Source organism: Ruegeria jejuensis (assembly GCF_041537905.1).
Taxonomy (GTDB): Bacteria; Pseudomonadota; Alphaproteobacteria; order Rhodobacterales; family Rhodobacteraceae; genus Ruegeria_C.
The window spans coordinates 1-21,215 of the sequence record NZ_JBGRUO010000009.1; the positions used below are offsets into that span (position 1 = coordinate 1).

Sequence of the window (21,215 nt, forward strand, 5' to 3'; positions counted from 1 at the left end):
GCAAGCCCTTCGTACAAATCCCCATAGCACAGCCGACCCAAAAGAACTAACCCCGCGATTTCCCGCCTGAGCGCTTCTCTGACGCCGGGAAACCCATCGCGCAACTCCCCCGCCAGCATGCGGCGTCCGAGAAACCTGCATCTTCGCGGTCACTCTCTGCGTTTTAAACGAAGCGCTGCTTACCGATGTGTTCAGCTAGAAATTCATGAATTTTAGAGTCCCAGAAATTCAAATCTCTAAGTGATTGATTTTGTTGAAACCCTTGTCTCACTATCAAAGAGATCCGACAAAGAGGCCACGGTCAAGCGATACCACTACGACAGCCACGATCAGCTTCGCAGCCATCTCGCCGACTTCCTCGACGCCTACAACTACGCGCGCCGCTTGATAACGCTAAGCGGTCTCACGCCATACGAATACATCTGCAAAATCTGGACTTCAGAGCCAGATCGATTCATTGTCGATCCGATCCACCAGATGCCGGGACTGAACACCTACGAATGTCTTTGACGACTCGTTCAGCCGTCGGTTTGTCGGTTCCAGCTTTCCGTCTCATCTTCTCTCCTTGACGGTTCAGATGAGCCAGAAACCTTCCGTCATGCAAATCCTCTAATCAGGCCCATAGGTGCTGATGTCAGACATCGGCAACACTAACCCAACACTGTTTTTACAGCTCTCAGAGTAGCTGCGATAACGGTATCGGCTTCTTGATGAGTCAGACAAAACGGCGGAGCGAAGCCCAGGATATCGCCCTGGGGCATGGCGCGGCCGATCACGCCGCTGGCGGCCAATGCGCCCGCAATTCGTACGCCCATGGTTTCGCTGGCGTCAAAGAAGCGTCGGCTATCGCGGTCTTGCACGAATTCGACGGCGCAGAGCATGCCTTCGCCGCGAATGTCGCCCACATTCGGGTGATCCCCAAGCGCATCGACCATCGCCTGATTGAGATAGGTGCCTGTGTCGCGGTTGTTGGCAATCAGGTTCAGATCATCCAGCAGCTTCAGGTTGGCGACCCCGGCCGCGGCGCCGATGGGATGGGCGGAATAGGTCCAGCCGTGGCCGATGGGGCCGTTTTCATCTGTGCCCTGCGCGAGCACCTGCCACATCCTGTCGCTGACAATACTGCCGGAGAGTGGCGCATAGGCCGAGGTCAGACCCTTTGCGATGGTGATCAGATCGGCCTCGATCCCGTAGTGATCGCAGCCCATCATCGTGCCTAGACGGCCAAACCCGGTCACAACTTCATCCGCCACCAGCAGAATATCGTGCTTATTCAGAACCGCCTGGATCGCCTGCCAGTAGCCGTCGGGTGGCGGAACGATTCCGCCGGTGCCCAGGACCGGCTCGCCAATGAACGCGGCGATGGTGTCTGCGCCTTCGCGCTCGATCAGCGCCTCAAGCTCGGCGGCGCAATGGGCCACAAATTGCTCTTCGCTCTGGGTCTGATCCTCGCGACGGAAGTAATACGGCGCCTCGGTATGGATAACCTGCGCCAGCGGCAGATCGAACTTCTTGTGAAAGAGCTCAAGCCCGGTCAGAGAGCCGGTCATGAGGCCCGAGCCGTGATAGCCGCGCCAGCGCGAGATGATCTTTTTCTTTTCTGGCCGCCCGAGGATGTTGTTGTAGTACCAGATCAGCTTGATGTTGGTCTCATTCGCGTCCGAGCCGCTAAGCCCGAAATAGACCTTGGACATGTTCGCGGGCGCCCGGTCCAGCACCATCTTGGCCAATGTGATGCTGGCCTCGGTTCCGTGACCGACATAGGCGTGGTAATAGGCCAATTCCTTGGCCTGTTCGGCGATGGCTTCGGCGATCTCGGGGCGGCCATAGCCGACATTTACGCAGTAAAGCCCGGCAAACCCGTCCAGGAGGCGTTTGCCGTTGCGATCTTCGATGTGACAGCCCGATCCGCCGGTGATGACCCGGTTGGGCAACTCGCCGCGCTCAAACTGCGCTAGGTGGGTTGAGGCGTGAAAGAAGTTGTCGCGGTCCCATTCCGCCAGTTGATCGTTTCTTAACATTTCTTAACTCCTTTGGCCCAATCGCGGCAGACGTATTTGATCTCGGTAAACTCTTCCATTCCAAGACGCGCCCCTTCGCGACCCAAACCGGATTGCTTGGTTCCTCCAAAGGGAATTGGCGCGCCGGTGACCTTGGTGCGGTTGACCGCCACCATGCCAAATTGCAGGGCACGCGTAACGCGGTAGATACGGCGCGGGTCATGGCTGTGCAGATAGGCAACCAACCCATATTCAGTGGCGTTGGCGCGGGCGATAACCTCGTCCTCGCTATCAAACGGGGCAATGGCCGCCACCGGGCCAAACGTTTCATCTGACATGATAGCGGCTTCGGCGGGTACGTCAGTCAGTACGGTCGGCTGATAAAAGAGCGGCCCAAGCGCGTCTCGCTTGCCGCCGCAGGCCAGCTTCGCACCTTTGGCCAGCGCGTCGGCGACGTGCATTTCCTGCTTTTGAACCGCTTTTTCATTCATCAGCGGACCGATGTCAGGATCATCCATGCCCATACCCAGCGACAGCTCACCGGTTGCAGTCGCAAAGCGCGAACAGAATTCATCATAGATCGCGCGCTCGACAAATATCCGGTTGGCCCCCAGACAGTCCTGCCCGGACGTGGCAAATTTGGCCTTGATGGTTTCGGCGACTGCAACATCGAGATCGGCGCCTTTGAATACAATCACCGGCGCATGCCCGCCCAGTTCCATTACAAGTTTCTTCACCGTGTCGGCAGACTGACGGTAAAGCAGCCGCCCGATCTCGGTTGACCCGGTAAAGGAGAGCGCCCGCACGCGGGTGTCTTTCGTCCAGGGATCCACCACGGTCGCTGCCTTGCCGGCGATCACGTTGAAGACACCTGCGGGAACGCCTGCTCGTTCGGCCAGCTCCGCCAAGGCGAGGGCCGAGAACGGGGTTTCACTCGAGGGATGAGCCACAACCGTGCAACCCACAGCCATGGCGGCCGCGGCCTTACGAGTCAGCATGGCGGCGGGAAAATTCCACGGGGTAATCAAGGCCGCCACTCCGACCGGCTCCAGCCAGACCTCGACCTCGACCTCGGCATCGGGCAGATGGCTCGTGACGCCTTCGATATTCGGACGCTTGGCCTCTTCGGCATAAAACTCCACGAAAGACGCGGCATAGTCAATTTCACCGCGCGCCTCGGACAGTGGTTTGCCCTGCTCCAGCACCATGATCCGGGCCAGATCTTCCTTATGCTCCAGTATCAGGTCAAACCAGCAGCGCAGAATCGCAGACCTGCCCTGCGGCAGAAGACCCGACCAAGCTGAAAACGCTGTCTGTGCGACATCAACGGCGGCGAGAGAGTCCTCGGCAGACAGGCTGGCAACCTCGCCGATGACATCGCCGGTCGCAGGATCGGAAACCCGGATGGTTTCCCCAGTGGTCGACCCACACCATTTTCCCCCGATATAGGAGAAGCTGCGCAGAAGAGACTTGTCAGAAATCTCGAACCTTGCGGCCAGTGCCGTGTTTATCATGAATGCCCTCCTTCGCTGTCCCGAGGTATCGGGGATAATGGCCGAAGAAAGAGACCAAAGTTCGGGCTGCAAGCAGAGGATTACTCTGCCTTCCGGTCTGCATACGCCGAATTACTCCTGTTCCCCCGCTATGAGCGAAATCGGTGGCGCGCCTCCGCCTTTTACAGGCTTTGTCACAACATAGGTGAAATAGCGCGCGAGGCCGATACGGGCATCCAGCATTTCGTCGATCAGCCGTTGGTAGGCATCAATGTCGCGGGTTACGATCTGGAGGATGTAGTCAAATCCCCCGCCGAGCGCCCAGCAGGCCAGCACCTCGTCAAAGCGCTGCATTGCGGCCTCAAACGCGCGAAAGCTCGCCGCGGTATGATCGGACAATTCAGCGGCGACAAAGATTGTCACATGCGGCCCCAACTTTTGCAGGTTGATCTCGGCCCGAAAACGCTCGATTAGCCCGGCTTTTTCCAGCTTTTTCAGCCGCTCCCAGCAGGGGGTGGGCGACAGTCCGACACGCGCCGCCAGCGCGGACTTGGTAATGCGACCATCTGTGGACAGCACCCGCAGGATTTCCAGATCGCGGGCATCGAGCCGCATGGCATCACCTCCTGAAACCTGCGCTAGTCGACCTGCAAGCCAACCACCGCCGCACAATCCCCTGCCTTGATCAGCCCTGGAAAATGGCGGCTGATCAGAAGGCCGGAGAGCTTGGCATGGTATTCAATCGGATCAACGCCGGTGCGGTCAACCGGCCAGACTCGAGCCACGATGTCTCCCTTGCGAATGTCTTCACCCAGATCGACCATGGGTTCATAAAGGCCATCGCTTTCCGAGAACACAAAGCAATCATCATCTGGCATACCGAGGCGGATTGTTGGGTCGACCTGCATCTCACCTTTCAGAATTCCGGCATGGATCAGCACATTGCGCAGACCCTTTTTGGCAATAGCGATGGATTTTGCCGTGGCGGACCCGCCGCCTCCCAGTTCGGTTGACACCAGAACCTTGCCCATATCTTCAACCGCTGTATCGTACATACCAACACTGTCGATCTCCCGAAGCTGCACGGAATAGGGCGCGTTAAAAGCTTCCATCGCCGCGAAACAGGCGGCCTCGTTGGCCTTGTCCTCAAGGATATGGGCTGCGGCAAAGGGCACAAAATCAAGTGTCTTGCCGCCCGAGTGGAAATCCACCGCCATATCGGCCATCGGCAACAGAAACCGCTGGAAGTAGTCGGCAATCTTCTCGGTGGGGGTGCCATCCGGACGGCCCGGAAAGCTGCGGTTCATATTGCCCTTGTCGATGGGCGAGGTGCGCAGACCCTCTCGAAACGCGGGATAATTGAAAGCGGGGACGATGATTAACCGACCGGTAATGTCTTCGGGTTTTAGCGAGACTGTCAGTTCCTGCAACGCCACCGGGCCTTCATACTCGTCACCATGATTGGCCCCGGTCAGAAGCGCGCTTGGCCCGTCGCCATTCCTGATCACCGTCAACGGGATCATAATCGACCCCCATGCGCTGTCATCCCGGCTGTAGGGTAGCCGCAGAAATCCGTGGTGAACACCGTCCTGATCCAACGGGATTGTCGGAGAAATCGAAGAGGGTTTCATGGGCTTCAGTCCTTCACAACCATTTTTCGTGGTACATCAGCCAGGCATTCCGGGCCGGTCTTACTGATGCGAATGCTTTCGGTGATCTCAAAGCCCCAGTCCTCCATCCAGAGGCCGGTCATGAAATGCAGGGTCATGTTTTCCTGCAGAACGGTCTTGTCGCCGGGGCGCAGCGAGAACGTGCGCTCACCCCAATCCGGAGGATAGCTGACGCCGATCGGATAACCGGTGCGGTTGTCTTTGACGATACCGTGTTTCTTGAGTACGGCGAAAAACGCGTTGGCGATATCTTCGCAGAGGTTGCCTTCTTTTGCAGTCTCCAGCCCGGCTTCCATCCCTTCAAGCACGGCCTTTTCAGCATCAAGGAAGGTTTGCGTGGGCTTGCCCAAAAAGACCGTGCGTGACAGCGGGCAATGGTAGCGTTTGACGACGCCAGCGACTTCAAAGAACGTGCCCTCGCCAGATTTCATCGGCTGATCGTCCCATGTCAGATGAGGCGCTGAGGCCTCCACGCCCGAGGGCAACAACGGCACAAGCGCGGGGTAATCTCCGCCAGCACCGATTTTGGGGTCATAGCGCAGCGCTGCGTCATAGATTTCTGCCACCAGATCGCATTTGCGGATACCCGGCTCGGCTTTTGCAAAGATGCGTTCATGCATCCGGCCAACGATACGGCCTGCGGCACGCATGTAGTCCAGCTCGGTTTCGGACTTTATCGCGCGCTGCCAGTTGACCAGCGCATTGGCATTGGAAAATGTGGCATCCGGCAGATGCTGCTGGAGTGCGGCATAGGCGGCGGCGGTGAACCAGTAATTGTCCATCTCGACCCCGATGCGGCCCCGGTTCAGCTTGCGATCCGCCAGTTGTGCCGAGAGATAATCCATTGGATGGCGTTCGGTCGATTGCACATAGTGGTCGGGGTAGCCGATGATGTTTGCGGAATCCATGAAACAGGTCCTGAGCGCGCCATTGGCGTCCTGCCCTCGGCCGTACCAGATGGGTTCACCAGAAAGCCCCAGGACCACGCATTGATGCACATAGAATGACCAGCCATCATAACCTGTCAGCCAGTTCATATTGCTGGGGTCAGTGACGATCAACAGATCAATTTCGCGCTCATGCATCGCAGCGCGGGTCTTTGCGATGCGTTGGCTGAACTCATCGCGCGAAAAGTGAAGTCTTGGCGTTGGCATGGAGAAGCTCGCGATTAGCTGGTGAATGTGGTGCCTTTGCCGAGGGCTTCGGCACGCTGCCGGGCCAGCGTGGCAATAGCCGTGTCCTGCACGCCGGTGCCGGTCAGATCGGCAATGATGATATCGCTGTCGGATTGACGGCCGGGCGCCTTGCCGCTGGTGACACCGCCCAGTTCTGCAAACGACTGGCCTGCTGGAACCACACCGGATTCCAAGGCGCTGCGGAGCTCCCCTTTGACGGCGCATTGTGATTGGCTGTCGGGCACGTATAGCGTTGCCTTGGCCAGACAACCGGGCTCCAGCTCTGCCTTGTGTTCCTGATCCGATCCCATGGCGATGATCAGCTGCCCGGGTTGCAGCCATTCAGCCTTGACCAACGGTGTGTCCGATGGGGTAGTGGTGATAACAATATCAGCCGTGGACACGGCCTCCGCTATGTCCTGGCTTGCGGTCACCTCGAGCCCCAGCTCATCCTGCAAGGCGGCGGCCGTCGCCTCGGCCTTGGCACCATTCCGCGCCCAGATCACCGCGCTTGTCACAGGGCGCACCAACATCAGCGCTTTAAGCTGCAAACGCGCCTGCACGCCAGCACCAATGACACATACCCGCGCCGCCTGCTTGCGACCGAGGTGACGCGCAGCGACGGCACCGGCAGCAGCAGTGCGCACATCGGTCAGGTAGCCATTGTCCAGAAGCAACCCCTCGAGCGTACCGGTTGTGCTGGAAAACAGCACGATCAGGCCGGAGGTGCTGGGCAGGCCAAGCTTGGGATTGTCGAAGAACCCGGGGCTCATCTTCATCGCGAAACTGTCGATGCCGGGCACATAGGCGGTTTTTACGCAGACCTCGCCATTATGGTCGGGCACCATCAGCGTCATGATCGGCGGCATCTCAACATTCCCCCCGGCCAGCGTGGTAAACCCCTGTTCGACGCAGTCCACCGCGTCAATATCCAGCGGCACCAGATCACGCAGCTCGGCTTCGGTCAGTATCCTGATATCTGGCATTTACCCCTCCGCCGTTACGTCCACATCCTCGCCCGAAACGATGCGATGATGCAGGCCCATGTCAATGTTCTGCCCCGAGATCAGCGCGACGCAACGGCCAGGATTTGTGATCTTGCCCGACAACAGAGCGGCAATACTGACACTGCCGGAGCCTTCGATGATCTGGCGTTCCCGCCAATAGGCATGCCGGATAGCAGCGGCGATCTCGGCCTCGCTCACCAGCAGGGTCTCGTCCACCAGATCGCGGGTCATGGCAAAGGTATGGGCGTTCTCTAGCCCGATCCCGCCGCCCAGAGAATCCGCCAGCGTAGCTTTTTCCTCGACCAGGATGGGTTTGCCGGCTTTCAGGCTTTCATACATGGCTGCCCCCCGCTGCATCGAAATGCCGATCACGCGGATCTCCGGGTTGACCGCCTTCATCACCATCGCAACGCCCGAGATCAGCCCGCCCCCAGAAAGAGGCACCAGCACAGTTTCCAGATCGGGACATTGCTCCAGTATTTCCAGTGCCACGGTGCCCTGGCCGGCAATGATGTCCGGATGATCAAATGGTGGCAGCATAACCATACCGTCTGCGACCAGCTTGTCGACCTCGACCTGGGCGTCGTCTTGACTGCGCCCGACAATCCGCACCTCGGCGCCGTGCGCCCTGATCCCGTCAACCTTGTTCTGTGGCACCAGTTCGGACATTGCGATGATGCAGCGCACCCCGGCCTGGGCACAGGCATAGGCCAGCCCGCGCCCGTGATTGCCGGTCGACACCCCCACAACCCCTGATTCACGCTGCTCCGGGGTCAGCGAAAGCACAGCATTCGTTGCCCCGCGCAGTTTGAAACTGCCGGTGATCTGCCCTTGTTCCAGCTTCAGCCATATATCGCCGCCGCTAAGCTCGCTCAACGATGCCGAGGCGGTTACAGGCGTTTGCCGGATCCGGTCCGCAATCCGCGCGCGAGCGGCAATGCTGTCCTGATGGGTGATCTGACTGTGCATCCTATTGTCCCGATACTTTTTATTTCCCGAATAGCCTGCCACCGGCGGTATAACCCAAAGTAATGCCGAGATACCGCATACAGCGCCACACCATCGCTTGGTTGGACGTAATCACCGGTTTGCCCAACCGTGCCTCAAGCCGTGCGATACAGGTGGCCGCCCGCAACGCGGTGCAGGATATGAAAAGCGCATCGGCATCAGGATCGCATGCGGCCAACCCACTTTCGATGATGCTGTCCTCCGACACGCGCGCCATATGGCGGTCATCACTCAGGCCAAAACAAACGGCGTTCACCACTTCCGGTCCGTGTCGCACGAAATAGGTGACCAGGGAATCCGTCACGTCCTGTGTATAGGGGGTCAGAACGCTCACCTTTTTTACTCCCAATGCACCAAAGGCATCGAAGGCTGCTGAGCTTGGGGTGATACAGGGCGTATCCGGCTTGGCACTGTTCATGTGTTCAGCCACCTTGTCATTGCCCAGCACCACCGAGGCCGCGGTACAACCATAGACCAGCACGTCCAGCCGTTCATCGGGAAGAATATCCGCCGCTGCTGCCGCAAGGCGCGGGCCGGTGCGCAACAAGCTTTCATGGGTTGTTGGGTTCTCAAACCCAATCCGGTTCACATAAACACCGACATCACACCCCTGGAGCATACGTGCAAAATCTATTTCGGTGGTATGATCCGTTGCCAGAGCCACCAACCCGATACGCTTAGCAATCGGGTGCGCATCCAACCGTGCGGGCTCCGATGAAAGCGAAGATTGAACATCCAACGCCATGGCCGCCCTCACACCACAAGAACCGGGCATTCGGAGAGGCTTGTCACTTTGTGGGAAACGCTTCCCAGCAAATACCCTTCAATTGATCCCAATCCTCGGCTGCCCAAAACGACCAAGTCGTTTTCATGCTGTTTTGAGAAGCTGACGATTGTGCGTGCGGTGGGTCCGCCTTTGACGAAGGCGCGGATTTTTTCACATCCCGCCTGCCGTGCGACGGTCGCCCCATGTTCGGCGATTTTCTTGGCATGGTTGCGCATGATGCCATCAATGTTATCGGGCTGTTCGACATCGGTTACATACATCGAACCCTCAAGCACGGAATGATGTCGGTAGAGCGTCAACACCGTCAGGTCTGCGCCGCACAGGTTGGCCAGCTCGATAGCTTTACGAAGGGCAGCTTCCGATCCTTCAGACCCGTCAAAGGCAGCGAGTATAGATTTAAACATGTCAGCTCCCCTTACTTGTTGAAGGCTATGTCGCGCAGGAACAGCGCTACCTGCGGGAAGAAAATCATCATTACCGAAACGCTTAGAAGCATGATCACGAATGGCGGTGTGCCTCTGATCACTTCTAGGTAGGGACGTTTGAACACCGCCACCGCGGTGAAAATATCACAGCCGAACGGGGGCGTGGCCGAGCCGATCGCTGCCTGCAGGGTGATCAAGGTGCCAACCAAAATCGGGTCCAGCCCGGTATTTTCAACCACGGGTGCAAAGATCGGAACAAAGATCAGGATCACCACGATCGGGTCCACGAACATACAGCCGATGAAGAACGCGATGGCGATAGTGAACAACACGCCAATCTGCCCCATCTCATAAATTCCAAGGGCACCCAGAATCTGCTGCGGGATCTGTGCGAATGACAGGACCCAGGCAAAGGCAGCGCCGGCCCCAACAAGGATGAACACCACGGCCGTCACCATGCCGGTTGACAGGGCAACCTGATACAGATCCGTGATCTTCATCGTTTTGAAAATGAGGACTTCCAGGAAGATCGCATAGGCCACGCTGATCGCGGCGGCCTCGGTCGGGCTGAAGATGCCGAAAAAGATGCCACCAATGATAAGAAACGGAAATCCCAGTGGCCATATAGCCCGCTTAACCGCTTTCGCACGCTCGCACCATGTCGCGGCAGGCTCGGTCGGAACATCGTTAATTTTGGCGTAGATCATGCTATAGATCGAGAACATGACTAGGATCAGCAATCCCGGTCCGATGCCGGCGATGAAAAGTTCGGGGATGGAGGCCTTGGCCACCACGCCGTAGATGATCATCCCAATACTGGGTGGAATCAGAAAAGCGATGTCGCTTGAGTTGACGATGAGCGCCAGAACGAAGGAATCATTGTACCCGCCTTTCAGCATACGAGGCCGGAGCGGTGTGCCTACTGCCACAACAGTGGCCTGAGTGGACCCGGATACTGCTCCGAACAGCGCACAGGCCGAGGCAGTACTGACGGCCAGCCCGCCGCGAACATGTCCCACAAAGGCCATGACCATGTCGATCAGCCGCCCTGCGGATTGGCCGCGTGTCATGATGTCAGCCGCCAGGATGAACATTGGAACAGCGATCAGGGATGAAGGCCGGATACCTCCCAGCATCTGCTGCACCATGAACTCGGTTTTGTCGATTGTGCCAAACATTTCCATCAGGCCGATGAAAGCCCCGGCGATCAGCGGCACCATCATCGGAAAGCCAAGCAACAACAGAATTACCATTGCGGAAAACATCATGAGTGCCATGACTAAAGCTCCAATTCCAATTCCTGCGCATCTGCTTCACGCAGATCCGTGGACAGGTAGATTTCCCGCTCCTGAAGGTTCTTGAGAAAGGTCAGCGCATATTGGATGCCCGTCACGAAAAGACCGATCGGCACCCAGAGGTAGCTGATGTAGATGGGGATTCCGAGCGCCGGGTATACCCGCCCCTTGGCATGCAAGCTGATGATGTACTGCACCGCGTACCAGGCCAGCAGCAAAAGCAGCGCGGCCGTAACAGCGGTGATCAGTATCATCAGCAGTTTGCGTGCCCGTTCCGGCAGCGCATCCGAGATCGCAGACATCCGGATATGGCGCCCGTGACGCGCGGCATAGCCAATCCCGGCAAATGTCACCAGCAATATGAATATGCTGTTCAGTTCTTCTGCGAAGATGATGGAGTGGTTGAACACGAACCGGCTGATGACATTGGCGATGGTGTTAATCGCCATCATGATCACGCCGGTCGCCATGATGACTCGTTCCAGCGCAGCAATCCCTTTGTCGATGCCGTTTATGACCCCGGTCAGGCCGGAATTGTTTTGCGGTGCTTCGCTCATGACACCTCCCAAGGCATTCGCTGAGTCAACATTTCCGAATGTCAGATCATTGTGCTGCGGGTCCTGATAAGTCTTCGGGACCCGCAGCATTTTCAGATCAGGCACAAGCGCTGCAACCGCGGCGCTCGCCTATCAGGAACATCTATTGCTGTGCGGCAATCACGTCCTTTTTCATCTGCTCAAGAATGGCAGCTCCACGTTCGCCTGCACGCTCGACAAAGGCCGCTTCGACCGCTTTGGCACGCTCTCTGAAAACGTCGCGCTCTTCTTCGGTCAGTCGGTTGATGATGTAGCCTGGGTTGGTTTCCTTGATTTTCGCCAGACCTTCGGCGTCCAGTTCGACGGCGACATCGAGGATATAGTCCAAAGCTTCTTGCGACGCTTTCTGAACAAGAGCCTTATCGTCATCGCTCAGCCCGTCGTAAAAGTCCGCATTAGCCATCACAGCAGTCGTGTATTGGCCGTGCCCGGTATAGGTCATGACATTGGTCAGGTTGTCCAGATCATAGGCCTCAATCCAGATCGTCGGATTCTCCTGCCCGTCAACCATCTTGGTTTTCAGACCGCCGATCAACTCGCCCCAGGGCATGGCGATCGGCGATGCACCGAAGGCCGTGTAGGTTTCCAGCAACAATGGCGACGTCATGGTGCGGATTTTCATCCCGGCCAAATCTTCGGGGGTGCGGAATTCTTCCATCGTGGTGACGACCATCTCGCCTTCCGGGAACATTGACAGAAGTTCCAGCCCCTGTTCGCGATAGATGCTGTGAAACATCTCATTAACCGCGACACCCTCCTTGAAGAACTTGCGCACCACTTCAGGATCGGTTGGCTGCACGTAGGGAACCAGGAAGGCTTCAGCCTCCGGGATCAGTGCGCCGGTGAAGCCCGGGGACTGATCGATGAACTGAAGCAATCCAGCCTGGGCCTGCTCCATGGCATCGGCTGACTCGCCTAGCGAACCAACCGGATAGATCTGAACCGTATGGTCGGAGTTGGCTTCGATTACTTCTTTGAATTTGGTGGCGTACAGCCCTTGCGGATCTGTCAGCCCCTCTTCCATGGCGTAGCGCCAGTTATCAGCGATCGCCGGACCTGCGGCCAGCAATGCGGCTGCCAATGGCGCAATAATGTGCCGTTTTAAATGCTTGGTTACAGTCATTACATCCTCCCAGATATCACGTTGCTTCGGCGCGGATGACTCACCAACTCCTAAAAATTGTACTGCATGTCAATTTTTTTATTGTCGCACTACAATATCAAAATGCGAATTGCGGCAGCGGTTCTTTTGGGCGTCGCATCAATCCTGCCAGCAATTTAAGGCCCTGGCGAAAACGGTCAGCTTCGCGAATGCTGCCCACTGAAACACGCACTGCATTTTGCGGCGGCGCCTTCGGAGAAAGAAAAGGGCTTTCGGGTGACACAGCCACGTTGAGTTCCCGCGCATGCGCCACGAAACTACTGGAATCCCAGTCCCCGTTTAGTTTCAGCCAAAGGTGCAAACTGGCAGGATGCCCTTTCCATTCAAGCCCGGCCAGTTCCCGAGTGGCTATCTCAAAACGTTCGCCAATTTCCTTGCGCTGCCATTCGCTCAGGTATCTTGCTGTACCATCTTCGACCCAACGCGACGCAAGTTCGCAGATCAGCGGAGTGGCCATCCAGCCAAATACGATCAATCGCGCCGTCATTGCCGGTATCAGATGGTCCGGCACGACTGCGTAACCTGCACGCAAACCACTGACTGTGCACTTCGTGAATGTTGTCAGATAAATGGCCAACTCCGGAACCAACGAGGATATCGGGAGCTGCCGATCAGAAGCAACCGGACCGAACGCATCACATTCGATGATGTATAGCCCATGTTTTCGTGCAACTTCTGCAATTTTCCTGCGCCTGGTTTCAGGCATCATGTGCACTAACGGATTCGCAAGAGATGGCAATATATACAGTGCCTTAGGTGACTTCTCAATGCAAGCTTGCTCTAGCGCATCAGGCCGAATTCCGTGCTCATCCGTTTCAAGACCCAAATGCCTGTAGCCAAAGTATGAGGCACTGGATGCCATGAGATGATGCGTCACCATATCTGACAAAACCACATCGCCGGGCCGCAGGATTGCAGACAATGCTGACGACAAACCGTGCGTGACGCCATTGGTCATCATAATCGAGTCTGCGGTGGTTTGGAGGCCGCAATATGATAGCCATTTCACTCCGGTTTTTCGATGTGACTCATGTCCCAGGTTGGGCCGGGTAGACAGGTACAGTGCGGGATCCAGTTTGGCCTGCATGTCTTTCAGCGTGGAATGCATTGCGTCCACGTGTTGGCTGTTAAACAATGGGCGTGAGATCGACATATCGAACAGGTTTTTCGGCTCGGATTCCAGTTTGAAGGGTTGATCGCCAGACCCGCCTGTATCGATGACATAGCTCCCGCGCCCGATTTGCCCGTCGATCAGGTTTTGGCGCCGCAGAACATCATAAGCCTTGCTGACGGTATTGATGCTCAAGCCCAGTTCATCGGCCAGCTTGCGATGCGTAGGCAGTCGTTCACCAGGTGGCAGCCTTCCATCCTCGATCGCACTCGCAATCGTTGCGGCAAGACTGTCATGCAGGGGCGAACTAAGCGAGTCTCGAGATGGCATCCAATTTGTCATGCGACAATATTAACCAAATAGAAAGCGCACACAAGAAGATCAATTCCAACAGGTTTGTTAGCATAAGGAAGTACTGGCACAGATCAGTGCCTCGCTTGAAGCTCAACAGGTTTTAGTATCCACGCTTTGGAGGAAACCCTCGGACTTCCAGTCGGATCTTCTCCTCCGCCGAATGGTGCTTGCGCGTTTTGCGGCGGATGTCTTTGACGACTCGTTCGACCGTCGGATTGTCAGTGCCAGCTTTCCGTCTCATCTTCACTACTTGACGGTTCAGATGAGCCATAAACCTTCCGTTATGCAAATCCTCTGATCAAGCCCACAGGTGCTGATGCCAGCAATGCGACGGAGCTGAGTGATTCGGTAATCAGTCTTATGGGCAACGACGAATGCACGTTTCGTGTTCATATCTTCGCTGCCCTTGAGGCGAAAAAAGCCGACGCTTTCTGCAGGATTTCATTCTCCAGCGCTAAGCGACTGTTTTCCTTTCGCAGACGATCCAATTCCGTCGCATCCGCCTGCTGCCTGCGCATTGCCGCTATCGATCCTGCCGTTTCAATCTCCAAGCGCCAGGTCTTCAACTGAGAACTCGTCACGCCCAGTTCCTTGGCAACTCCGGTCTGGGTCGCACCAGATTCATAAAGACGGCTAACGGTCGCTGCCTTGAACTAGTCTGTGAACGTCCTTCTTGATATGGGCCGCTCAGGAAACCTGAGTATTTCCAGCTAGATACGTATTCCTGCAGAAGCGTGGATTATCTGCTACTAGAGCGTCCGACCCAAAACCTGAATCACAGGATTCCCTTTGTTGCAGATCTGTGATTCATGCTTTTTGGGAGGATGGATCATGTCAGCACCATTGCCGGAGGCGCTGCGTGCGCGGTTTCAGAAGTTGATTGAATAAGGGTTAAGGGGACGTGCAGCGGCGTCGCGTCTGAAGCTTTCTCCTGCCACAGCCCGGACCTGAACCCGATCGAGATGGCGTTCTCCAAGCTCAAAGCGCACCTACGCAGGATCGGCGCGCGGACTTTCAACGATATGTTCCACGCACTCACGGAAATCTGCGACCTATACACGCCAGACGAATGCCGGAACTACTTCAAGGCTGCCGGATATGCCTCAAGTTAAAGGTCGGATGCTTTAAAAAATATTAACGATGTCAAAGAGTTACGTCAAAGTGACGATCTTCAATCTAGATCATATGTAAACCACGTGTTGAGGTTCTGGAGGGGTGCCTTTGTCACGCTTACGATTAAGCGGCCAGTTCCGCTAACTGTTGAAATTGACAGAGTTCGGGCGAGAGTTGGCCTTCCCAGCGTCTCTCCATGTCCAAAGCGACGCCAGAGCAGGACCTGAGACATTGTGCCAAACACCGAAAATGGCTGCCGCAACGGCGGCGGCTGGCGCGAAATGCAGTGTAGCCAAGGCGACTGCCAATGACGAGTTTTGCATACCTATCTCGAAACAAAAGGACTTCCGTTGCCGCGATGGGAGACCGACCAATCGAGCCACGCCATATCCGCCAAGGTATCCGAGGACATTGTGCGCCATAACGACAAAGAGGATGGTGATACTGACAGACGCGATAACATCTTTGTTGGCGCCTACAGTCGCACCGGTAAGACTCATGATCGAAAAGGTCGTCATGACCGGAAGCAGAACCTTCATCACATCGGTAAGATTTTGTCCGAAGATCATTCGGGCGATCAGTCCCATGCTAATTGGGAAAATGATGATCATCACAATCGAAGAAAGTAGTGACAGGGGTTGGACATCGATGTCCGACCCCGTAAGCAATATGACAATCAGTGGGGTCATGATCGGCGACAACAATGTGGAAACTGACGTGATGGAAACAGAAAGAGCCACGTCGCCCTTGGCCATCAGCGTAATAACGTTGGACGCAATGCCGCCCGGGCAGGCACCAACCAAGATCACGCCAAACGCAATTGTGTCAGGCAGGTCAACCAATTCGACCAATAGAAATGCTAGCAGCGGCATCATGATGTATTGCGCAGCAACTGCAGCAACGACGTGAAGCGGGTGCCTCGCTACATCCTTAAATTCTTCGAAAGTGAGCGTCGAACCGGCACCAAACATGAGTATGCCAAGCAAGAAAGGTATTTTGTCACCCGCCCATGCGAAGGCAGTCGGATTTTGCCAGCTCCACAAAGTGGAAACGACTACAAAAACGACAAAAAACTGGCCGATGAATGAGCTGATACGCTGGATCGGCGTGGGTATCTGCACGGATCGGCCTCCATCGTCTTGCTACCCGCAATGACACCAAGTCCGAGCGGCACGATCTAGTCGTGTCTTGAGCTCAGATTGACTGCTACTCCTAGAAAAAACAATCCATATTCAGTAAATGCGCCCTGCTTTCCAGATGTGGCGTGGCCAATCTGCGTTTGCTCTCAAGACCTTGCAATACAGCGCCAAAAAGTGAGGACCCCTCTTTTGAGCCGACCATTCAAGGTGAGCCCGTTTTATCGACCTCAATGACACCGCATATTTGATGTACACTTCCGTTACACACGCTGATACCTTACGCTACCGTCCTTCTTGGTACGTCCAAGCAAGAGTTTAATGGCCCGCAGTGTTGCATTCGCATGGTCACGATCGTTAGTTACTAATCGATCATATGAGGCCCAACCCGATGTGTTTGATGGTGCGATCCATTCGATGGAATGGAAGAACATATTACGGGACAGGTAGGACACGGCAGCGTTTTCAAAATGAGTCGTAAATAGTGTCGAGTGTGTGGTGTCCCGGTCACGTCCGTCAAGGTGGTGTAATTTGTCGGATGGCCTGAGGTCATGATCAGACGGCTTTGATGCTGAGAATGGGGTCGATCTCCTCGTGGTCGATTTGGGCGAAAGCTTCCACCATCATGTAACGGCTGGCGGTCTGCCATTCGTCGTTCTGTTCGAAGAGCACGGCGCCGATCAGGCGGGTGATCGAGGCTTCGTTCGGGAAGATGCCGACGACATCGGCGCGGCGCTTTACCTCCTTGTTGAGGCGCTCGATCGGGTTGGTGCTGTGCAGCTTGGTGCGGTGCTGGCGCGGAAAGGCCATGTAAGCCAAAACGTCGTGCTCGCTCTCGTCCATCAACTCGGCCAGCTTGGGCCAGCGAGGACGGAGCTGGTCGGCCACGCGGCGCCAGGTTTCGCCGGCAGATGCGCGGTCGGGTTGGTCGAAGGCTTGGCGGATCGCGGCAGCGACGACGGTGTGCTGGCCGCGGGAGACATGCGCGAGGGCATTCCTCATCCAGTGAACGCGGCAGCGCTGCCAGGTGGCCTCAAACACCCGCTCAATCGCGGCTCTGAGGCCGCTGTGGGCGTCGGAGATCACCAGCTTGGTGCCGTCGAGCCCACGCGCCTTCAATCCTCGCAGGAAGTCCATCCAGAAGGTCTCGGCCTCGGACGGTCCGAGTCCCAGGCCGATGATCTCGCGGCGTCCGTCGGTGTTGGCGGCCACGGCGATTATGGCCGCCACCGAGACGATCCGGCCACCCTGGCGCACCTTGAGGTAGGTCGCGTCGAGCCAGACATAGGGCCATTCGCCGGTGAGTGGGCGGTTGAGGAATTCGTTCACCCGCTCGTCGATATCCTTGCATAGCTTGGATACGGTGCTCTTCGAGATGCCGCTCAGGCCCATGGCCTGCGCCAGTTCATCGACACGGCGCGTGGAGACGCCGCCGATCCATGCTTCTTGAATGACGGCGACAAGGGCCTTCTCAGAAGTCTTGCGCGGTTCGAGAAAGCCAGGGAAGTAACTGCCCTGCCGGAGCTTGGGCACCTTCAAATTCAAAGTGCCCAAGCGGGTATCGAGCGCGCTCTCTCGATACCCGTTTCGCCAAGTCGCGCGTTCGGCACTACGTTCGTGCTTGCTGGCACCGATCAGTCCGTCAACGTCAGCCTCCAGAATCAGCTGCAAGACGGCTTCAGCGACAGAGCGTAGAAAGTCGCCGCCGTCCTGCTTGGCCAGAAGCTTGGAAAGGTCCATGGTTGGTTTGGTCATCGGGGTCCTCGCGTGGTTCGTGGTTGAAGTCGTAAAACTCCACCCGACCATACACCTCGATGGCCACCCGGCATTACACCGTTGAAGGCATGGAAATTACACCACGTGCTCGGACACTAACGTGATCAGTGCGGTCATATGTAAGGCCTCATTTTGTGACGCTGATGCGCCTCCGGCCGGTATGGATTGAGCGGGTCGGGTCCCTATCAAAGTCAAGAGCGCGAAGCTCGGTGTTGCACTCGGGTTCTCCCATCCTCTCATTGCCGATTTCTTACTCCCTAAGTCTCTCCAGACTCACACACACCGTAGATCCGGGTTAAGCGATCAAGTTGCTGCCGGAATTCGGTAGTTCTGTTTCCGAGTGACCGTGGCCCAGATCATGCGTGCCATTTTGTTGGCTAGCGCCACGGCCGCCACCAGGCTAGATTTGCGTGCGAGCAGCCTTGCGATCCAAGGGTTTGCATCATCACCCTTTCGGAATTCCCATCGGATCACAGCCATTGCGCCGCTTATGAGCAACTTTCGGATGTCGCGTTGCCCCATTTTGGAGACCTTACCCAACCGCTCTTTGCCGCCCGTCGAGTGTTGCTTTGGTACAAGTCCAAGCCAGGCCGCAAAATCACGACCGCGTCTGAAGCTATCCAGTGATGGCGCGAAAGCTTCTATCGCCGCTGCCGTAGTAGGGCCGACGCCTGGAACAGTTCTCATGTAAGCTGTCTTCTCATCAGCGGCGGTGACCTTTCGCAAGGTCCGGTCCAGAACGGCGATCCGGGCGGTCAATGTTTCGACCATGTCGATGTAATCGTGGGCCAGTTGCCGCTCAAGTTCGGGAAGTTCCGTTTCAGGAGCATCAATGACTGCGGTCAGCTTTTTGAGCTGCGTGATGCCTTGAGGTGCAACAACGCCGAATTCTGTCAAATGACCCCGTAGTGCATTGATCAGTTGCGTGCCTTGCCGAACCAGAATGTCACGCGAGCGATATACCATGGCTTGTGCTTGCTGCGCCAGAGGTTTTACTGAAACAAATCGCATCGTCGGACGTGAAGCCGCCTCGGCGTCGGCTGTGTCATTCTTGTGTCGCTTCATGTATTGCTTGGCATAAACAGGTGGAACCAGCCGCACCTCATGACCAAACTCCGCAATCAACTGACCCCAATGATGGGCGCTACCACAGGCCTCCATCGCAAAAATGCAGCGTGTGTGGCGTTCCATATAGCGACTGAACTGAGCCCGAGACAGCTTCTTGCGCAACACAACCGATCCATCTCTGGTAGCCCCGGGCAAATGAAAAACGCGCTTGGCCAACCTCTCATTGATCGCTATGCGATCAACTGCCGGTCAGTGATCGACCCCAATTAGTGTAACATCGTCTATGGATAACCTCCTCGTTGCTTTGTGATACTTCACCACTCTGGCACATTGCGATGCCTTAGAGCGGGGGTATCCACTCCATCACAATCCTCCCGTGGTTTGCGTATCAAAGCCGCCTCTCCTCGCGGGCGGCTCTGAGATCAGGCAAAGATCTCGGCTACTTTGGTGGCGACAGCCCTGCCGAGATCGCGGTTATTTTCGGGCGTGAAGTGAATGCCATCTACTCCATCGGTCGAAATGAAGTCACTCGCGTTCAGGAAATGAACCTTCATGAAATCGGCCAGATCGCCATAGAGCTTGCCCAACTCGCTCGACTTTTCGGCCCCGCCGCCAAAGAGCGACTGAAAGTAGGGATTCGGCATTGGTGTCAGCGGGGGCGGAGCCATGATTAAGACCTGCGGCGCAGGGTAGGTGGTGCCAACGCCGCCCGTCGATCCCAGGACCTGCCCGACCAGCTTGGTCATACCGGCCGAAATATCGAAGGCGGGCCGGTGGAAATAGGCCTTGGTGTCGTTCGTCCCCAGCATGATGATGACCAGATCCAGTGGGAATTGGCTGGCCAGAGCCGCTGGCAGGTAGGCACTGCCATCCAGTCTTGGGTCGATTGGATCGTCGAGGTTCGTTGTGCGTGCGCTCAGGCCTTCTTCGACGATCTCATACCCGTCGCCCAGCTCGTTCTGCAGCACACCGGTCCACCGGATATCCTTGGCATACCGCGTTGTTGGAACGCCTTCCACGACGGGTATCCAGCCCCAGGTTAAGGAGTCGCCAAAGCACATGATACGTTTCTGGGTCATCTAAGTCCTCCGCTCGAATTACGATTTTCCGGTGTTCAGGCCGTAAAAGATCGCGGCCAAAAGAATGATTGCGCCTCGGGCAATTTGCTTGCCCGGCTCGGGCACGCCAAAGCTGGTCATAACGACAAACAAAAGCGCAAAGCACAAAACGCCAAAGAACGGTCCCCAGGTTCCGCCGTCGCCACGCCCGAAGACAACGCCGCCCAGAATGGTTGCGGCCACTGCGTCGATTGGCATCTCCAGCCCCAGGCGCAGACTGCCCACAGCCACCGAGGATGACTGAACAATCGCCGCGCAGGCCGCCAGAAAGCCCGCCAGCACGTGGCACAGCATGACCGTGCGCGCGACCGGCACGCCCGAGAAATGCGCCGCGGTGGGGTTTTCCCCGATCGATGCAACGAAGCGGCCAAAGACAAACCGCGACATGAAGACAGAGACAACAACCGTGAATGTCACCCACAGGATCACCGGGGCCGGAATGGGGCCCATCCTGATGTTGTAGGCTTCGTTCATGATCTTAGGCATGTTGCCCGGGGGCTTGCCGCTGGCTAGAAATTGGACAAAGCCCATCAGGATGACCGTTACCGCCAATGTTGCAATCACCGCCGACACGCGCCGGTAAGCAACAAGATAGCCATTGAACAGGCCAATCGCGATGCCGATGGCCAGCGCCAGCAGGAGTGTTGGTGCAAGTGGAAGGTCGCCCAGTATTCCCGACGAAATCATGTAATTGACCAGCAACAGAACCCCGGCGCCCGACAGGTCAATGGATCGCACGCGCATCACGAGCATCTGGCCCAAGACAAGGATGCCCAGCGGGGCGACCTGTCGCACAAATACGCCTAGGACGTTGATGTTCATAAGCTGAGGCTTGGTGATCCAAAGCGTTGCAAGAAGCGCGGCAAAAACGAAATAGGCGGGCGGCACGCGGAGGATGCGGGAAACTGCTGTCGTCATTGG

Annotated in this window: 18 protein-coding genes and 3 pseudogenes; 2 read left to right on the plus strand and 19 right to left on the minus strand. The window is 56.6% G+C overall.

Annotation, left to right across the window (positions count from 1 at the left end; translation table 11 throughout):
- Positions 1-279: 279 nt before the first annotated feature.
- Positions 280-510 (plus strand): annotated as a pseudogene (locus AB1E34_RS11935) (IS3 family transposase); the annotation flags it as partial.
- Between the two features lie 140 nt (positions 511-650).
- Here AB1E34_RS11935 and AB1E34_RS11940 read toward each other — a convergent pair.
- The 14 genes and pseudogenes from AB1E34_RS11940 to AB1E34_RS12005 form a co-directional block, all read right to left on the minus strand.
- Positions 651-2,021, minus strand: coding sequence for an aspartate aminotransferase family protein (locus AB1E34_RS11940; protein ID WP_372572573.1), 1,371 nt, complete (start codon positions 2,019-2,021; stop codon positions 651-653).
- The gene (locus tag AB1E34_RS11945; RefSeq protein WP_372572574.1) at positions 2,015-3,514 is read right to left on the minus strand and encodes an NAD-dependent succinate-semialdehyde dehydrogenase; all 1,500 of its coding nucleotides are present in this window, start codon (positions 3,512-3,514) and stop codon (positions 2,015-2,017) included. The genes AB1E34_RS11940 and AB1E34_RS11945 overlap by 7 nt, the downstream gene beginning before the upstream one ends.
- A gap of 111 nt (positions 3,515-3,625) precedes the next feature.
- A complete protein-coding gene (locus AB1E34_RS11950) occupies positions 3,626-4,108 on the minus strand; it encodes an Lrp/AsnC family transcriptional regulator (protein ID WP_372572575.1) in 483 nt (160 codons plus the stop codon).
- Positions 4,109-4,131: 23 nt separating this feature from the next.
- Positions 4,132-5,124 carry a N(2)-acetyl-L-2,4-diaminobutanoate deacetylase DoeB gene (gene doeB / locus AB1E34_RS11955; RefSeq protein ID WP_372572576.1) on the minus strand — a complete coding sequence of 331 codons (993 nt, stop codon included), beginning with the start codon at positions 5,122-5,124 and terminating at the stop codon, positions 4,132-4,134.
- 5 nt (positions 5,125-5,129) lie between these two features.
- Entirely contained in the window at positions 5,130-6,317 is a 1,188-nt protein-coding gene (gene doeA / locus AB1E34_RS11960) for an ectoine hydrolase DoeA (protein ID WP_372572577.1), read from the minus strand.
- A 14-nt stretch (positions 6,318-6,331) separates the two neighbouring features.
- Positions 6,332-7,324, minus strand: a complete 993-nt coding sequence (gene eutC, locus AB1E34_RS11965; protein WP_372572578.1) for an ectoine utilization protein EutC — start codon at positions 7,322-7,324, stop codon at positions 6,332-6,334.
- Positions 7,325-8,314 carry a hydroxyectoine utilization dehydratase EutB gene (gene eutB, locus AB1E34_RS11970; protein ID WP_372572579.1) on the minus strand — a complete coding sequence of 330 codons (990 nt, stop codon included), beginning with the start codon at positions 8,312-8,314 and terminating at the stop codon, positions 7,325-7,327.
- A 19-nt stretch (positions 8,315-8,333) separates the two neighbouring features.
- Positions 8,334-9,098: an ectoine utilization protein EutA gene (eutA, locus tag AB1E34_RS11975; protein WP_372572580.1), complete on the minus strand. Its 765-nt coding sequence runs from the start codon at positions 9,096-9,098 to the stop codon at positions 8,334-8,336.
- A gap of 8 nt (positions 9,099-9,106) precedes the next feature.
- Entirely contained in the window at positions 9,107-9,544 is a 438-nt protein-coding gene (locus tag AB1E34_RS11980; RefSeq protein WP_372572581.1) for a universal stress protein, read from the minus strand.
- An 11-nt stretch (positions 9,545-9,555) separates the two neighbouring features.
- Entirely contained in the window at positions 9,556-10,842 is a 1,287-nt protein-coding gene (locus tag AB1E34_RS11985; protein WP_372572582.1) for a TRAP transporter large permease, read from the minus strand.
- 2 nt (positions 10,843-10,844) lie between these two features.
- Positions 10,845-11,417, minus strand: coding sequence for a TRAP transporter small permease (locus tag AB1E34_RS11990; RefSeq protein WP_372572583.1), 573 nt, complete (start codon positions 11,415-11,417; stop codon positions 10,845-10,847).
- A gap of 142 nt (positions 11,418-11,559) precedes the next feature.
- Complete coding sequence (dctP, locus tag AB1E34_RS11995; protein WP_372572584.1) at positions 11,560-12,579, minus strand: TRAP transporter substrate-binding protein DctP; 1,020 nt, start codon at positions 12,577-12,579, stop codon at positions 11,560-11,562.
- Between the two features lie 97 nt (positions 12,580-12,676).
- Complete coding sequence (gene ehuR / locus AB1E34_RS12000; protein WP_372572585.1) at positions 12,677-14,071, minus strand: MocR-like ectoine utilization transcription factor EhuR; 1,395 nt, start codon at positions 14,069-14,071, stop codon at positions 12,677-12,679.
- Positions 14,072-14,472: 401 nt separating this feature from the next.
- A pseudogene (locus AB1E34_RS12005) lies at positions 14,473-14,676 on the minus strand (hypothetical protein); the annotation flags it as partial.
- 342 nt (positions 14,677-15,018) lie between these two features.
- Between AB1E34_RS12005 and AB1E34_RS12010 the strand changes: the two are divergent.
- Positions 15,019-15,195 (plus strand): annotated as a pseudogene (locus AB1E34_RS12010) (IS630-like element ISSpo6 family transposase); the annotation flags it as partial.
- Between the two features lie 141 nt (positions 15,196-15,336).
- Here AB1E34_RS12010 and AB1E34_RS12015 read toward each other — a convergent pair.
- From AB1E34_RS12015 to AB1E34_RS12035, 5 genes are all read right to left on the minus strand, one after another.
- The gene (locus AB1E34_RS12015; RefSeq protein WP_372572586.1) at positions 15,337-16,317 is read right to left on the minus strand and encodes a bile acid:sodium symporter family protein; all 981 of its coding nucleotides are present in this window, start codon (positions 16,315-16,317) and stop codon (positions 15,337-15,339) included.
- Positions 16,318-16,887: 570 nt separating this feature from the next.
- Positions 16,888-18,087: an IS256 family transposase gene (locus tag AB1E34_RS12020; RefSeq protein ID WP_372572587.1), complete on the minus strand. Its 1,200-nt coding sequence runs from the start codon at positions 18,085-18,087 to the stop codon at positions 16,888-16,890.
- 324 nt (positions 18,088-18,411) lie between these two features.
- On the minus strand, positions 18,412-19,410 hold the full coding sequence (locus tag AB1E34_RS12025) for an IS110 family RNA-guided transposase (protein WP_372572755.1): 999 nt from the start codon (positions 19,408-19,410) through the stop codon (positions 18,412-18,414).
- A 188-nt stretch (positions 19,411-19,598) separates the two neighbouring features.
- Entirely contained in the window at positions 19,599-20,255 is a 657-nt protein-coding gene (locus tag AB1E34_RS12030) for an SGNH/GDSL hydrolase family protein (protein ID WP_372572588.1), read from the minus strand.
- Positions 20,256-20,273: 18 nt separating this feature from the next.
- On the minus strand, positions 20,274-21,212 hold the full coding sequence (locus AB1E34_RS12035) for an ABC transporter permease (RefSeq protein ID WP_372572589.1): 939 nt from the start codon (positions 21,210-21,212) through the stop codon (positions 20,274-20,276).
- Positions 21,213-21,215 lie beyond the last annotated feature (3 nt).